This is a genomic window from Ancylobacter gelatini, assembly GCF_022601675.1.
GTDB lineage: Bacteria > Pseudomonadota > Alphaproteobacteria > Rhizobiales > Xanthobacteraceae > Ancylobacter > Ancylobacter gelatini.
Genome location: NZ_JAKVIL010000003.1, coordinates 13,898 through 28,056, shown reverse-complemented (window position 1 = coordinate 28,056; position 14,159 = coordinate 13,898). Strand labels below are relative to the sequence as shown.

Genomic DNA, 14,159 nt, shown 5'->3' with positions numbered 1-14,159 from the left:
GGTAGATATGACCGCTCCCGCCATCGGCATTGCTCTGGAAGCCGGACTGTCGCTCGGCGAATCCCCGGTCTGGGACGGCGCCAATGGCCGGCTGCTGTTCGCTGACATCCCCGCCGGCATCATCCACGCCTGGAACCCGACAACCGGCGAGCGCCGGCACTGGCATTTCTCGCGGCCCGTTGGCAGCTTCGGGCTGACGCGCTCCGGCCGGCTGGTGGTGGCGGTCGGCGGTGACGTGGTGCTGTTCGACACGGCCAGCGGCACCCGCACCCTGCTCGCCACCGTCGAGGCCGACTTCCCGCGTCTCCGGCTCAATGACGGCAAGGTCGGGCCGGACGGTGCGTTCTGGGTCGGCACCCTGCATGACGTCCCAAGCCCGGAGCGCCAGCCGATCGCCGCGCTGTACCGCATTGACGGCCATGGCCGGGTCGAGCGCAAGGTCGACGGGCTTAAGGTCTCGAACGGGCTCGCCTGGTCGCCGGACGGGCGGACCCTGTTCCATTCCGATTCCGGCGGCCCCTGGATCGACCGCTGGGATTTCGATCCGGCCACCGGCGCGATCGCCAACCGCAGCCGTATCGCCACGCCCGGCGAACAGGACGGCCGGCCCGATGGCGGCGCCTGCGATGCGGACGGGAATTACTGGAGCTGCGGCGTCTCGGCCGGTTGCCTGAATGTCTATGACAGGGAAGGCACGCTGTTGAAGCGCCTGCCGACACCGGCCCCGGCGCCGACCATGCCGTGCTTCGCCGGCCCCGTGCTGTCGACGCTCTACATCACCTCGCTACGCCGCGCACCCGACGCGCCCCCGCCCTCCGGCGACCTGATGGTGCTGGAGCCCGGCGTCGCCGGCGCGCCGATCAGCCTGTTCGAGGATATTCCCGCATGAGCCGCCTGCTGCTCACCGGCGCCTCCGGCGCCCTCGGCCGCCAGCTCGCGGCACGGCTCGCCGCTGCCGGGCATCACGTGTTGCTGACCGACATCATGCCCTTCCCCGACCCGGTACCGGAGCGCTGTGAGTTCCGCGCCGTCGACCTCGCCGACCGCGAGACGGTGCTGGCGCTGGGCGCGGCAGGCGTGGATGCTGTGTTGCATTTCGGCGCCGCCTCCACCGAGCGCGCCTTCGAGGAGGTGCTGGGCCCGAACATTCTCGGCACGCACCATGTGTTCGACCTCGCCCGCGCCGCGAAAGCGCGCCTGATCTTCGCTTCGTCGAACCACGCCATCGGCTTTCACGAGCGCGGCGAGATTCTCGACGAAGACTGCGCCTTGCGGCCGGATGGCTATTACGGGCTGACCAAGGCCTATGGCGAATTGCTGGCCCGCCTCTATTTCGACAAGCACGGGCTGGAGAGCCTGTCGCTGCGTATCGGCACCTGCGCGCCCAAGCCGACGCAGGCACGCCACCTCTCGACCTGGCTCAGCCTCGATGATCTGATGCGGTTGATCGAGGCTGGGCTGCGGGTGGAGCGCCTCGGTTGCCGCGTCGCCTGGGGCGTCTCGGCCAATGCCCGCTCCTGGTGGCGGCACACGGATCCCTCGCTCGGCTATGAGCCGCAGGACGATGCCGAAGCCTTCGCAGCCGCGCTGGAGCACCTGCCCGAGCCGGACCCGGTCACCGCCCACTATCAGGGTGGACCGTTCTGCGCCATCGGCTATGATTGCGCAGACGACGGCTGGGACGGCACGCCGGGCCGCCGCTGAGCAATTTGGCGCAGGCGGCCTTCACTTTTAGGCCAAGACGGCGCAATCCCTGTCGCTTGGCGAACGATTTCTTTCGAAACATCAGAGAATTAACAGGCCTATACGCGGGCATCATATCGCAGGCGCGAAAAACCCGGTAGCAGGTTAGACTGTCTCGACAGTATGAATGCCCTCGTCTTACCATCACGTGCCTTTGCCCGTGGAGTGCCGCCGCGCAATCCAGGTCGCTGGCCTGAGCGGCGCAGCGTTCGCCAAGTGGATAGTTTAATGGATTTCTCTCGCAGTCCCGCCCCGCCGGTTCCAGAGGCTGCTCGGCAGGGCAATGCGACTCCGCGTATCCTGATGTACAGCCACGACACCTACGGGCTCGGGCACATCCGGCGCACGCGCGCCATAGCGAATGCGCTGGTGGCTGCGAACGGCAATCTCTCCGTCCTCATCATCTCCGGCTCTTCGCTCGCCGGCAGCTTCAATTTTGCCCCCGGCATCGACTTCGTCCATGTCCCGGGCATCGCCAAGAGCGAGAACGGCGACTACGCCAGTGCCACGCTGCGGCTGGACGTCTCGGAAGTCACCGCCATCCGCGAATCGCTGATCCGCCAGACCGCCGAGTCGTTCCGGCCCGATATCTTCATCGCGGACAAGGAGCCCGCGGGCTTTCGCGGCGAACTGGTGCCCTCGCTCAAGCTGATGGGCAATATGGGGACGCGACGCATCATCGGCATTCGCGACGTTCTGGACGGGCCGGAGATCATCCGTTCCGAATGGCACGACAAGGGCGCCATCCGCGTGATGACCGACCATTATGATGACGTGCTGGTGTACGGCCCGGAGGAGTTCTACCGCCCCCTCGACGGCATCCCGCTGCCCGCCGAGATGCGCTCGCGCATCGTCTATACCGGCTATCTGCGCCGCTCGGTGCCCGGCGGCATCGCCTCGATGCGCTACCCGCGCTCGACCAAAGAGCCGTTCATCCTCGTCACCACCGGCGGCGGTGCAGACGGAGCGGGGCTGATCGACTGGGTAATCTCGGCCTATGAGGCCGACCCCGACATACCGCTGCCCTCGGTGATCGCCTTCGGCCCGTTCCTGTCGAACACCCAGCGCGCCAACTTCATGACCCGTATCGACCGGCTACCCAAGATCGACACCATCATGTTCGATCCCAAGATCGAGCGGCTGATGAACCGCGCTTCGGCCGTGGTCGCCATGGGCGGCTACAACACATTCTGCGAGATCCTGTCCTTCGACAAACCGGCACTCCTCGTGCCGCGCTCGCGCCCGCGGCTCGAACAGACCATCCGCGCCGCCCGCGCCAGCGAGCTCGGCCTCGTGCGCATGCTTGCCGACCCCATGGAGAGCGGCGCCGCCTCGCGCGATCCGCTGGAGATGGCGCGCGCATTGACCGCGCTCGCCGGGCAGCCGCGTCCTTCGGAGGTGGCCATGCCCGGCCTGCTCGACGGGCTGGAGCGCATTTCCACCCATCTCGCTCCCCATCTCGAGGCCTCGGCGACTACCGCGAGCGCGGCGAGCGGCGTCGGAGGCTGACGTGCTCGCGCCAGTGGCGCCGGAGCGCCCGACCGACTCCCGGGAAGGAGCTTCCACTCTCGCCCCGACGCCCCGCACCGCCATCGTGCTGAAGGGCTATCCGCGGCTGTCCGAGACCTTCGTCGCGCAGGAGATACTGGAGCTGGAGCGGCGCGGTTTCGCCTTCGACATCTGGTCGCTGCGCCGACCGACGGACCGCTACCGTCACCCGATGCACGAGGCCATCGCCGCGCGGCTGTTCTACCTGCCGGAATATCTGCACGACGACCCGCGCCGCGTGCTGCGCGCGATGGTGCATGCTTTCCGCCATCTCGACTGGCGCCGGCTGCTGCCAGTGTTCCTGCGCGACCTGAGGCGCGACCCGACGCCGAACCGTCTGCGCCGCTTCGGCCAAGCCTGCGTTCTGGCACAAGAACTCGACCCGGCCATCACGCATTTACATGTGCACTTCCTGCACACGCCGGCCTCGGTCACGCGCTATGCCGGGCTGCTGAGCGGGCGCAGCTTCTCGTTCTCCGCTCACGCCAAGGACATATGGACCACGCCGGACTGGGAGCGCGCCGAGAAAATCGCCGATGCCCGCTTCGGCGTAACCTGCACCGCCGATGGCTGGAAAGAGTTGCGCCGTGTGGCCGGCGCGGCACAGGAGCGGGTCGAGCTGGTCTATCACGGGCTCGACCTCGCCCGGTTTCCCGCCCCGCCCGCGGCCCGGCCCGCCCGCGACGGCTCCCAGCCCGAAGACCCGGTACGCCTCGTCTGCGTCGGGCGCGCGGTCGAGAAGAAGGGCCTCGACGTGCTGATCGACGCGCTCGGCCAGCTTCCGGCGGCGCTGCACTGGCGATTGATGCATATCGGCACCGGCCCACTGGTCGAGGCGCTGAAGGCGCGGGCCGCTCGGGCCGGCATCGCCGATCGTATCGAGTGGCGCGGCAGCCAGGCACAGGGGGCGGTGATCGAGGCGCTGCGTCAGGCCGACCTGTTCGTGCTCCCAAGCCGCCCGGCAGCGGATGGCGATCGTGACGGCCTGCCCAATGTGATCATGGAAGCGGCGACACAGGCGCTGCCCATCGTGTCCACCCTGTTCGCCGGCGTGCCGGAATTCGTCGAGAACGGCGTGAACGGCGTGCTGGTTCCGCCCGGCGACGCCCCGGCGCTCAGCACCGCGCTTGCGCTCACCATCGCCGAGCCGGCGCTGCGCCAGCGCCTCGGCGGCGCCGCCCATGCCCGACTGGTGGCCGAGTTCAGTTTCGACTCCGGCATCGACCGCCTGGAGACGCTGCTGAAGGCACAGATGCCGGAAGCCGGCGCGGCCCGGTCCGCGACTGCAGCGGGCTGAACGCGTGCGCTGCCTGTTCCTCGCGCCGCTGAAGCCGCCCGACCACCCGGTGCCCTCGGGCGAGCGGACCATGGCGCGTCTGTTCATGAAGCTGCTCGACACGCTCGGCTATCAGGTCGATCTGGCCTCGACCCTGCGCAGCTATGCCGCGACGCCGGCTCCGGAGCGCTGGGCCGCGCTGCACGCCGAAGCCGCGCTGGAGGTGGAGCGGCTGGCGCGGGAGGCCGAAACGGCCCCGGTGGCGATGGTCTTTGCCTACCACGTCTATTACAAGGCGCCTGATCTGATCGGCCCCGCCCTCGCCCGGCGCCTCGGCGTACCCTATGTCGTGGCGGAAGCCTCCCGCGCGCCCAAGCGCGCCGATGGGCCGTTCGCGCGCGGGCACAGCCTCGCCGAACAGGCGATCGATACGGCCCGCCTCGTGCTGGCCCCGACCGTTCATGACCGCGAGGTGCTGGACCGGCTGAAACCCGCCGGTCAGCTCGTGGCCGACCTGAAACCCTTCCTCGACCTCGCCGAATGGCCCAAGGCCGGCGCGCCGCGCGCGAGTTCCGGCCGCCGGCTGATCACGGTGGCGATGATGCGCACCGGCGACAAGCTCGCCTCCTATCTCCAGCTCGCGCAGGCGCTGGCGCGGATCGAGGAGTTGGGCTGGATGCTCTCCATCGTCGGTGACGGCCCGGCCCGACCTGAGATCGAGGCCGCCTTCGCGCGCTTCGGCGGGCGGGTATCCTTCCTCGGCGCGGTCACCGGCCGCCCCGCGCTCGGCCGGCTCTATGCCACCGCCGACCTCTTTGTCTGGCCCGGCGTGAACGAGGCATTCGGCGCGGTCTATCTCGAAGCGCAGGCCCATGGCCTACCCTGCCTTGCCGGCGGCTATGGCGGCATCGCCGACACCATGCGCGTGGGCGAGACCGGGCTGCTGACGCCGGCCGGCGATATCGGCGCCTACGCCGGCGCTCTGGCCGGGCTGCTCGACGATGAGCCCCGGCGCGCCGCTATGGCCGCCGCCGCCGCGCGCTTCATCGCGACCGAGCGCACATTGACCATCGCGGCCGAGCATGCGGCACGCGCGCTGCGCACCGCCGGCATCCCCGTTCCCGGAGACCATGCATGAGCGTCGACAGCCTTTCGCCCCGCGTGATGATCGTGGTCACGCATTTGCTCGGCATAGGCCATCTCGCCCGCATGGCCGCGGTCGGCCGCGAAATGGCACGCCAGGGATGGACGGTGACACTGGTGTCCGGCGGGCGGCCAGCGGCGACGGTGAACACGCAAGGCTGCACGCTGGTGCAGCTTCCCCCTGTCCATTGCGTCGGCAGCGATTTCTCGACGCTGTATCAAGCGCCCGGCGTGGTGGCGGACGCCGATCATTTCCTGGCCCGCCGGGAGGCGCTGCTCGCCACTTTGGATGCGACCCGGCCGGAGGCCCTGATCACGGAGCTGTTTCCCTTCGGCCGGCGCACGCTGGGGGACGAATTTCTCGCTTTGCTGGAACACGCCCATGCGCAGACGCCGCGTCCGGCGATCCTGTGCTCGATCCGCGATGTGCTGAATCCACCCTCGAAGCCCGGTCGGGCGGAGGAGGCCGAGGCGCGGCTCGCCGCCTTCTATGACGGCATCCTGTTCCATGGCGCTTCGGAGGTCGTGCCGCTCGACGCCTCCTGGCCGGCGAGCCGCGCGGTGCTGCGCCGGGTGCTGGAGACCGGCTATGTCCATGACGGCTCCCGCAGTTTCCCGGATGGCGGCACTGAGGGCGCGGGCGAGATCATCGTCTCCGGCGGCGGCTCGGAGGCCGGGCTTCCGCTTTCGGAAAATGCGCTCGATGCGGCGCGAGGGATGCCGGACAAGCGCTGGCGGCTGCTGGTCGGCGCGGGCGTGCCTGCCGAGAGCTTCGAGCGCCTGCGCACCCGCGCGCCGGCCAACATGATCGTCGAGCGGGCGCGACCGGACTTCCCTGCGCTGCTGGGACGGGCCGCGCTCTCCATCAGCCAGGCCGGCTACAACACCGTGCTCGACCTCGCCGCCGCCAATGCCCGCGCCATCCTCGTGCCCTTCGCCGAGGGCGGGGAACGCGAACAGGGGATTCGCGCCCGCGAGCTGCAACGACGCGGCTTGGCGCACTGCCTTGAAACCGCGACGCTGACGCCGGACGCGCTGGCGGGCGCGGCGCGGGATCTGCTGGCGGCTCCCCGCCCCGACTGGTCAGCGATCGGCCGCGACGGCGCGGCACGCACCGCCGAAGAGGTTTCCACCGCCATCGACCGCCGCCGCGCCGCGATGGAGGGCTGGGCACGGCTCGACACGGCGTTGAAGCGGGCACGAGACGCCGGGCGAACCCTCGATTTCTGGTGGCGCGACGACGATGCCGTCGATCCGAGCGCCGCGTTGGACACACTTCTGACCCGGTTTGAGCGCTTCGGGGTGTCTGGCGGGCTCGCCATCATCCCCTCCCGCGCCACCCCGGCGCTGGTGGAGCGGCTGCGCGCGGCGCCTGCGGTCGACGTGCTGATTCATGGCTGGGCGCACACCAATTACGCCCCCGTCGGCGAGAAGGCGGCGGAGTTCGGGGCGCATCGCCCCCCCGATATTGTTGCCGGCGAGGCGGGGGCGGGACTGTCGCGGCTGCGCGAATTGTTCGGGGAACGAGCCCTGCCGCTGTTCGTGCCGCCCTGGAACCGCATCGCATCGGCCATATCGGCGGCGCTGCCGGCGCAGGGTTTCACCGGCCTGTCCACCTTCACCCGGCGTTCCGGCTCGATCCCCGGCCTCACCCAGCTCAACACCCATTGGGACCCGATTGCCTGGAAGCGGAGTGGCGGGTTGGTGGACGAGGCAAAGCTCGCCAATGAGCTGGCGCGCCTTGTCGAGGATGAGCTTGCTGCTGCGCCGGGCGAACTGGAGCCGATCGGCCTGCTGACCCATCATCTGGTGCATGATGGCTGGATCGACCGCCTGCTCGACGAGGTGATGGAACGCCTCGCCGCCTCCGGCGTCGTGCGCTTCGTCAGCGCACGGGACATGTTGGCTCAGGCTGGAGCGCGGTAGAGGTAATAGCTGCCCTCCAGCGCGCCGGGCGGCAGCGGCACGCTCTGGAAGCCGTCGAGCGGCAGCGGCAGATCGGACATCACAATGCCGCCGGCGGCCATGATCGGCGGCAACAGGCGCGCCGACATGGCGGCCACTATCAGGTTCAACTCGCGATCATGCGAACCGAGGTCTGAATTGGCCAGCACCACCTTGCCCGACAGCCGCGAGGCGAGCGCGGGCAGCGTCTCCTCGATCTCGCCGAGATGCAGCAAGGCCGGGTCGGGCTGGCAATCCTCATAAGCGCGGTTCACCCGGTCGAAGACGTGGATGTCGCGCTCCGGCAAATGGCGACGCAGATGGTCGAAGGTGCGCCCCAGCCCGAGGCCAAGCTCCACCACCGGACCGGGCCGCCCCGCAATTTCGGCGAAGGCATAGGCGAGGCAGGCCTGCTGCGACTGGAGGCGGAACAGGGTCTTCTCAAGGCGGGAAATCGAACGCATGTCGTCTCTGGGTTGGAAGGCCGGGCTCAGCGATAGGGGTCGGCTGCGTCGCGCAGGCCGTCGCCGAGGAAGTTGAAGGCGAGGATCACCGCGATCACCGGCACCACCGGCAGGATCAGCCAGGGATAGAGCACGACGATGTTGATGTTCTGTGCCTCGTTGAGCATCACGCCCCAGGACGTGATCGGTGGGCGCAGGCCGAGGCCGAGGAAGGACAGCGCCGTCTCGCCGAGGATCATGCTCGGGATAGCGATGGTCGCCATGGCGATGAGATGGCTCATGAAGCCCGGCACCAGATGGCGGAACACCACGCGCGAGGTGCCCGCCCCCATGAGCTGGGCGGCGACCACATAGTCGTCCTCGCGCAGGGACAGCAGCTTGGAGCGCACGGCGCGGGCCAGCCCGGTCCAGTCCATCAGACCAAGAATGATGGTGATGCCGAAATAGACCACGAGCGGGCTCCAGGTCGGCGGCATCACAGCCGAGAGCGCCAGCCAGAGCGGGATGTGCGGCAGCGACTGCACCACCTCGATCACGCGCTGCACGACGAGATCGAACAGCCCGCCATAATAGCCGGCAAGCCCGCCGATGATGATGCCGAGCGCGAAGGAGACGCTGACGCCGATCAGACCGATGGTCAGCGAGATACGCGCGCCATAAATCATGCGCGAGAGCATGTCGCGCCCGAGCCGGTCGGTGCCGAGCAGGAACAGCGTGCCGCCCTCGCCCGGGCACATCAGGCGCAGGCTACCCTCGATCAATCCCCAGAACTTATAGGGCTCACCCCGGCACAGGAACTGTACCGGATAGATCCGGCTGGTGTCCTCGCTGTAGTCGCGGCGCAACATCTTCATGTCGAGATGATAGTTCAACCCGTAGGTGAACGGCCCGACGAACGCCCCGTCATGGAACAGGTGGATGGCCTGCGGCGGGGAGCGGATGAAATCGGTGTGGCGCGACTGGTCGTCGTAAGGGGCGAGGAACTCGCAGAACAGGATCGAGACGTAGAGCACCGCGAGAAAGATACCGGAAGCCAGCGCGATGCGGTGGCGCTTGAACTTCCACCACATCAGCGTGAGCTGGGAGGCGAGATAGACCTTCTCCTGCTCCGGGGTCATCGGCGTCGCAGCGGCCGGGTCGAACGGGCCGTCCGCCACGAAATGCGACAGCGGCGCGCCGGGCGGCGGCAGGACGAGGCCGGAAGTGGAAGCGGGCGGCACGCTCATTTCGACGAGCCCCCCTGCAGCCGGATGCGCGGATCGAGAAAGGCGAGCGCGATGTCCGAAATCAGCACGCCGACCACGGTCATGCAGGACAGGAACAGCAGGAACGAGCCGGCCAGATACATGTCCTGACTCTGCAGCGCGCGCAGCAGCAGCGGGCCGACGGTCTGGAGCGATAGCACCACGGCGGTCAGTTCCGAGCCGGAGACCAGCGTCGGCAGCACGTCGCCGATATGCGAGACGAAGAAGTTGAGCGACATGCGCAGCGGGTATTTGCGCAACGCCTTGCCGGGCGGCAGGCCCTTGGCCTTTGCGGTGACATAATACTGCTTCTGCAACTCATCGAGCAGATTGGCGCGGATGGCACGGACCATCGAGCCGGTGCCGCCGGCCCCGATGATCAGCACTGGAATCCACAGATGGGCGAGGATCGACTTCGCCTTCTCCCAGCTCATCGGTTCGTTGAAATAGACCGGGTCCATCAACCCGCCGATCGACAGGCCGAACCAGACATTGGCGAAATACATGAAGATCAGCGCGAGCAGGAAGTGCGGGATCGCGATCCCGATCAGCCCCATGAAGGTGAGCCCGTAATCGGCCCAGCTATATTGATGCGTCGCCGAATAGATGCCGATCGGAAACGCCACCATCCAGGTCATCAATATGGTGCAGAACGAGACCAGGATGGTGAGGCCGAGGCGCTCGCCCACCACGTCGCGCACCGGCATTTCATATTCGAAGGAATAGCCGAAATCGCCCTGCACGAAGCCGGCGATCCAGAGGAAATAGCGCTCGATCGGCGGTTTGTCGAAGCCGTATTCGCGCTTGAGGAACTCGATGCGGCTCAGGTCTGCTTTCTCACCCTGTGCGGCCATCTCGGCGACATAGGTCTCGAAATAGTCGCTGGGCGGCAGCTGCATCACCGTGAAGATGAGCGCACTGGTCACCAGCAGGGTCGGGATCATGATCAGGATGCGGCGGATGATGTAGCGCAGCATCGCTCACTCCTTACCCGTCGCGTCGTCGAACCAGAACGTGTCCGGCAGGTAGATCCCGAAATAGGCGCCCGGCTCGAAGCTGTAGATGCCCACATCCGGCACGTTGCGCAGCCGGTTCGACACCACGACCGGCTGAGACGTGCGGTTGATGACGCCGATGGTGAACACCTGGTCGGCATTGATCTCCAGCATGCGCTTCCAGATCGCCTCGCGCTCCTCGCCGGTCTTGGACTGGCGCCAGCGTTCGGCGAGTCCGGAAAGCTCGGCGGCGGCCGGAAGCGCGGGCTTCTCGCCCTCTCGCCCGCCGGTGTCGGCATATTGCCCCCAGAGCGGCCACTGGAACTGCATGGAATTGGATGGCGCCAGCTCGACCGGCGACATGTCGGGCGAGGCCAGCGCGTTGTCCAGCCCCTGCCAGACCGACATCTTGACATTGCCGGCAATCACGCCGCGTCTCAGCAGGTCGCGCTGCGTGCCACGGACGTGGAGCTTGATCCCGATCTTGCGCCAGTCGTCGCCGACCAGCTCCATGATGTCGGTCTCTTCGGTGCTCTCGCCGGCCGTCTCCACCGTGATCTCGGCGCGCCGGCCGTCGGGCAGCAGGCGGATGCCGTCCTTGTCACGCTGTTCCAGCCCGGCCTCGTCCAGCAGGCGGTTGGCGAGCGCGGGGTCGTACTGCGCCCAGGCGGTGTCGTATTTGGAATCGTAGAGAGCGCTGCCGGGGATCACCGTATTGGCGCCCTCATGGCCGAGGCCGAAGAAGATCACCTGGTTGATGTCGCGCCGGTTGATGCCGACGGAGAGCGCCCGGCGCACGCGCACGTCGCGCAGCACGTCGCGCCAGCCCGGATCGTTGGCGTTCAGATTGGGGACGATGGCGACATAGGCGCCGACGCCCTGCTCCCAGAGCCGCACCGTGTAATTGCCGCGCTCCTCGCCCTCTTTCAGGAAGGTGTAATTGTCGAAGCGCAGATAGCGCGCCTGCAGGTCCGCCCCGCCCGCGCCCACCTTGGCGGGGATCAGCGACGAGGTGCCGATGGCCATCGTGATCTTGTCGATATAGGGCAGTTGCCGGCCGGTCTCGTCGACCCGGTGGAAGAACGGGTTCCGGCGAAACACGAAGAACTCGGCCGGCGGATTGGTCAGCGGCACCCAGGGACCAAGCGTCGGCAGCTCGGGGTTTTCTGGCCGGTAGGAGCGCGACATACGGTCGTGCAGGGCGCCCCAGTCCTTGACGCGCTCCATCTTGACCAGCGCCGAGAGCTTCAGCGGATCGGCATAGCGCTGGTGGAACTGCTTCATGTAATGCGCCGGCATGGCGATGGTGAAGGGCTGCGCCGCCGCCAGCGATGGCAGGAAGCCGGGATTGGGCTTCGACCAGGAATAGCGCACGGTGGTGGCGTCGATGACCTCGAACCGCGCCTTTTCGCCGTCCACCACCATCTGCATCGGCGGGCCGCCGGGATTGAACCGCTCATTCGTGGCCACGTCCTGCCACCAGTAGCGGAAATCCTCGGCGGTGAAGGGTTGGCCGTCCGACCAGCGATGATTGCGCCGCAGGTGGAAGGTGAAGACACGGCTTTCCTCCACATCCACCTTTTCCAGAATGTCGGGAACCAGCCGGCCATTCTCGTCGAACACCACCAGCCGCGCATAGCCGTAGATGGTGATCATGCGGATGTCGCGCGGGTCGCCCATCAGCATGCGCAGCGTGCCGCCATAGCGGCCCGGCTCGCCGCCACGCGCCGCCACATTGATCACACGCGGGGGATCCGGCAGGCGCCCGGCGAGCGGCGGCAGCTCGCCGACCCGCACCTGATCGACGAACATGGGCGGCTCGAGCGTCAGGTCCGGCCGCGCCGAGGGCTCCTGCGCCCGCGCCGCGCACAGGCCGAGAGTGAGGGCAAGCAGAATGAGGAGCGGGCGTATCGCCATCGTGCTCATGCCGCCGTCACATCATGGGCCGTGCAGCCGCGATCGGCGAGCACCCAATGGTCTCCGCCGAGGTCGATCATCTCCAGCCGGTCCCGCGCGGTGCCGCGGAACGCCGCCGGCCAGGTCGCCGGATCGGAAGCGCCGCCGCCCGAGGTCGCGATGTCGAAATCGAGCGGGCGATCGAGGTCGGGCAGCGGCACGGCGCGCAGCAGGCACTTGGTATAGGGGTGCGCAGGATGGCGGAACAGCGCGTCGCGCGGCCCGATCTCGACGATGCGCCCGCGCGCCATCACCGCGATCCGCTCCGCCATGTAATGCACCACCGCGAGATTGTGCGAGACGAACAGGTAGGTGAGCCCCAGCGAGGATTGCAGATCCTTCAGCAGGTTGAGGATTTGCGCCTGCACCGAGACGTCGAGCGCGGAGACCGGCTCATCGCAGATGATGAGGTCCGGGTTGAGCGCGAGGGCGCGGGCGATGCCGATGCGCTGGCGCTGGCCGCCGGAGAAGCTGTGCGGGTAGCGGGTGAGGAAGCGCGGATCGAGCCCGACGCAGTCCATAAGCTCCACCACCCGGCGCTTCTGCTCGGCCTCCGAGCCGCGGCCCTGGATGATGAGCGGCTCGCGAATGATGTCGAGCACGGTCATGCGCGGCGAGAGCGAACTCACCGGGTCCTGGAAGATCATCTGCAGGCGCGGGCGAAACGCTTTCAGCGCGGCGCCCTCAAGCGCCAGCACGTCGACCGGGCCCGCCGGATCGTGGAAGGTGATCGAGCCGGCGTCGGCGCTGCGCGCGCGCATGATCAGATTCCCGACCGTCGACTTGCCGGAGCCGCTTTCGCCGACCAGGCCGAGGCATTGGCCTTTCAATACGTCGAAGCTGACATCGTCCACGGCGATGACACCGCCGCCCTTCTTGCCGCCATAGGTCTTTCGCAGGCCGCGCACGCTCAGAAGCGGCTTGGGAGTCGTCTCGCGTATGGGCTTGACCACCGGCGCCGACGTCACGCCGCGCAGCGCCACCAGGCGCTCGCCTGGCGGCATGTCGAAGTCCGGCGAGGCCTTCAGCAGCGCCTTGAGATAGGGATGGCCCGGGCGGCGGAATATGTCCTCGACCGGGCCTGCCTCCATCACCTCCCCGCGATAGACCACCACAACCTCATCGGCCATGTTGGCCACCACGCCGAGATCATGGGTGATCAGGAGGATCGCCATGCCGAATTCGCGCTGCAGCTCCTTCATCAGCTTGAGCACCTGGGCCTGGATGGTGACGTCCAGCGCCGTGGTTGGCTCGTCGGCAATCAGCAAGGCGGGATGGCAGATCAGCGCCATGGCCAGCATGGCGCGCTGGCGCAGGCCACCCGACAGCTCGAACGGATAGCGGTCATACGAGCGCTGCGGGTCGCGGAAACCCACCATACCGAGCATCTGCTCGGTCACCGCCCGCGCCTCCTTGCGCGGATGGGGGCGATGAAGTTGCAGCGCCTCCTCGATCTGGTTGCCGATGGTGTGAACCGGCGAGAGCGAGGACATCGGCTCCTGGAACACCATGCCCATGCGCCCGCCGCGCAGCATGCGCATCTTCTTGCCGTCGCGCGGCAGCCCGGCAATGTCGACGGACTTGCCGTCCTTGTCCGGATCGGAAAACACGAGGCTGCCGGAGGTGATGACGCCGTTGCGGGGCAGCAGACCCATCACCGATTGCGAGATCACGGTCTTGCCGGACCCGGATTCCCCGACCAGCGCCACGGTACGCCCGGCGGACACGCGCAGCGAGACGCCCTTCACCACCTCGGTCATCTGTCCGTGCAGCATGAACGAGACGTGCAGGTCCTCAATGCGAAGTACGTCGCCACGCGCTACGTCGTCTCGCCCGCCCCCTGCCA

11 protein-coding genes are annotated in these 14,159 nt (G+C 67.9%); 6 read left to right on the top strand and 5 right to left on the bottom strand.

Annotated features, from left to right (window positions below):
• Positions 1-7 precede the first annotated feature (7 nt).
• From MKI84_RS06295 to MKI84_RS06270, 6 genes are all read left to right on the top strand, one after another.
• Positions 8-889, top strand: coding sequence for an SMP-30/gluconolactonase/LRE family protein (locus tag MKI84_RS06295; protein ID WP_241617631.1), 882 nt, complete (start codon positions 8-10; stop codon positions 887-889).
• Positions 886-1,704, top strand: coding sequence for an NAD-dependent epimerase/dehydratase family protein (locus MKI84_RS06290; protein WP_241617630.1), 819 nt, complete (start codon positions 886-888; stop codon positions 1,702-1,704). The genes MKI84_RS06295 and MKI84_RS06290 overlap by 4 nt, the downstream gene beginning before the upstream one ends.
• 267 nt (positions 1,705-1,971) lie before the next feature.
• Positions 1,972-3,252: a glycosyltransferase family protein gene (locus MKI84_RS06285; RefSeq protein WP_241617628.1), complete on the top strand. Its 1,281-nt coding sequence runs from the start codon at positions 1,972-1,974 to the stop codon at positions 3,250-3,252.
• An 82-nt stretch (positions 3,253-3,334) separates the two neighbouring features.
• Positions 3,335-4,588 (top strand): glycosyltransferase family 4 protein, encoded by a 1,254-nt coding sequence (locus MKI84_RS06280; protein ID WP_241618357.1) that lies wholly within the window; start codon positions 3,335-3,337, stop codon positions 4,586-4,588.
• 4 nt (positions 4,589-4,592) lie between these two features.
• Positions 4,593-5,705 carry a glycosyltransferase family 4 protein gene (locus tag MKI84_RS06275; RefSeq protein WP_241617626.1) on the top strand — a complete coding sequence of 371 codons (1,113 nt, stop codon included), beginning with the start codon at positions 4,593-4,595 and terminating at the stop codon, positions 5,703-5,705.
• Positions 5,702-7,636 (top strand): glycosyltransferase, encoded by a 1,935-nt coding sequence (locus MKI84_RS06270; protein ID WP_241617624.1) that lies wholly within the window; start codon positions 5,702-5,704, stop codon positions 7,634-7,636. The genes MKI84_RS06275 and MKI84_RS06270 overlap by 4 nt, the downstream gene beginning before the upstream one ends.
• Here MKI84_RS06270 and MKI84_RS06265 read toward each other — a convergent pair.
• The 5 genes from MKI84_RS06265 to MKI84_RS06245 are packed head-to-tail and all read right to left on the bottom strand — an operon-like array spanning position 7,618 to position 14,088.
• Entirely contained in the window at positions 7,618-8,118 is a 501-nt protein-coding gene (locus MKI84_RS06265; protein ID WP_241617622.1) for a class I SAM-dependent methyltransferase, read from the bottom strand. The two genes, MKI84_RS06270 and MKI84_RS06265, sit on opposite strands and share 19 nt — an antisense overlap.
• Before the next feature lie 26 nt (positions 8,119-8,144).
• Positions 8,145-9,344, bottom strand: coding sequence for an ABC transporter permease (locus MKI84_RS06260; protein ID WP_241617619.1), 1,200 nt, complete (start codon positions 9,342-9,344; stop codon positions 8,145-8,147).
• Positions 9,341-10,339, bottom strand: coding sequence for an ABC transporter permease (locus MKI84_RS06255; RefSeq protein WP_241617618.1), 999 nt, complete (start codon positions 10,337-10,339; stop codon positions 9,341-9,343). The genes MKI84_RS06260 and MKI84_RS06255 overlap by 4 nt, the downstream gene beginning before the upstream one ends.
• Before the next feature lie 3 nt (positions 10,340-10,342).
• Positions 10,343-12,283, bottom strand: a complete 1,941-nt coding sequence (locus MKI84_RS06250; protein WP_241617616.1) for an ABC transporter substrate-binding protein — start codon at positions 12,281-12,283, stop codon at positions 10,343-10,345.
• Positions 12,280-14,088, bottom strand: coding sequence for an ABC transporter ATP-binding protein (locus tag MKI84_RS06245; RefSeq protein WP_241618355.1), 1,809 nt, complete (start codon positions 14,086-14,088; stop codon positions 12,280-12,282). The genes MKI84_RS06250 and MKI84_RS06245 overlap by 4 nt, the downstream gene beginning before the upstream one ends.
• Positions 14,089-14,159: the final 71 nt, after the last annotated feature.

Excerpts from the sequence above, each read along its gene's own strand:
- MKI84_RS06295 (WP_241617631.1), top strand. The coding sequence starts at position 8 with ATGACCGCTCCCGCCATCGGCATTGCTCTGGAAGCCGGACTGTCGCTC.
- MKI84_RS06290 (WP_241617630.1), top strand. The coding sequence starts at position 886 with ATGAGCCGCCTGCTGCTCACCGGCGCCTCCGGCGCCCTCGGCCGCCAG.
- MKI84_RS06265 (WP_241617622.1), bottom strand. The coding sequence starts at position 8,118 with ATGCGTTCGATTTCCCGCCTTGAGAAGACCCTGTTCCGCCTCCAGTCG.
- MKI84_RS06255 (WP_241617618.1), bottom strand. The coding sequence starts at position 10,339 with ATGCTGCGCTACATCATCCGCCGCATCCTGATCATGATCCCGACCCTG.
- MKI84_RS06245 (WP_241618355.1), bottom strand. The coding sequence starts at position 14,088 with ATGCTGCACGGACAGATGACCGAGGTGGTGAAGGGCGTCTCGCTGCGC.
- MKI84_RS06250 (WP_241617616.1), bottom strand. The coding sequence starts at position 12,283 with ATGAGCACGATGGCGATACGCCCGCTCCTCATTCTGCTTGCCCTCACT.
- MKI84_RS06285 (WP_241617628.1), top strand. The coding sequence starts at position 1,972 with ATGGATTTCTCTCGCAGTCCCGCCCCGCCGGTTCCAGAGGCTGCTCGG.
- MKI84_RS06260 (WP_241617619.1), bottom strand. The coding sequence starts at position 9,344 with ATGAGCGTGCCGCCCGCTTCCACTTCCGGCCTCGTCCTGCCGCCGCCC.
- MKI84_RS06270 (WP_241617624.1), top strand. The coding sequence starts at position 5,702 with ATGAGCGTCGACAGCCTTTCGCCCCGCGTGATGATCGTGGTCACGCAT.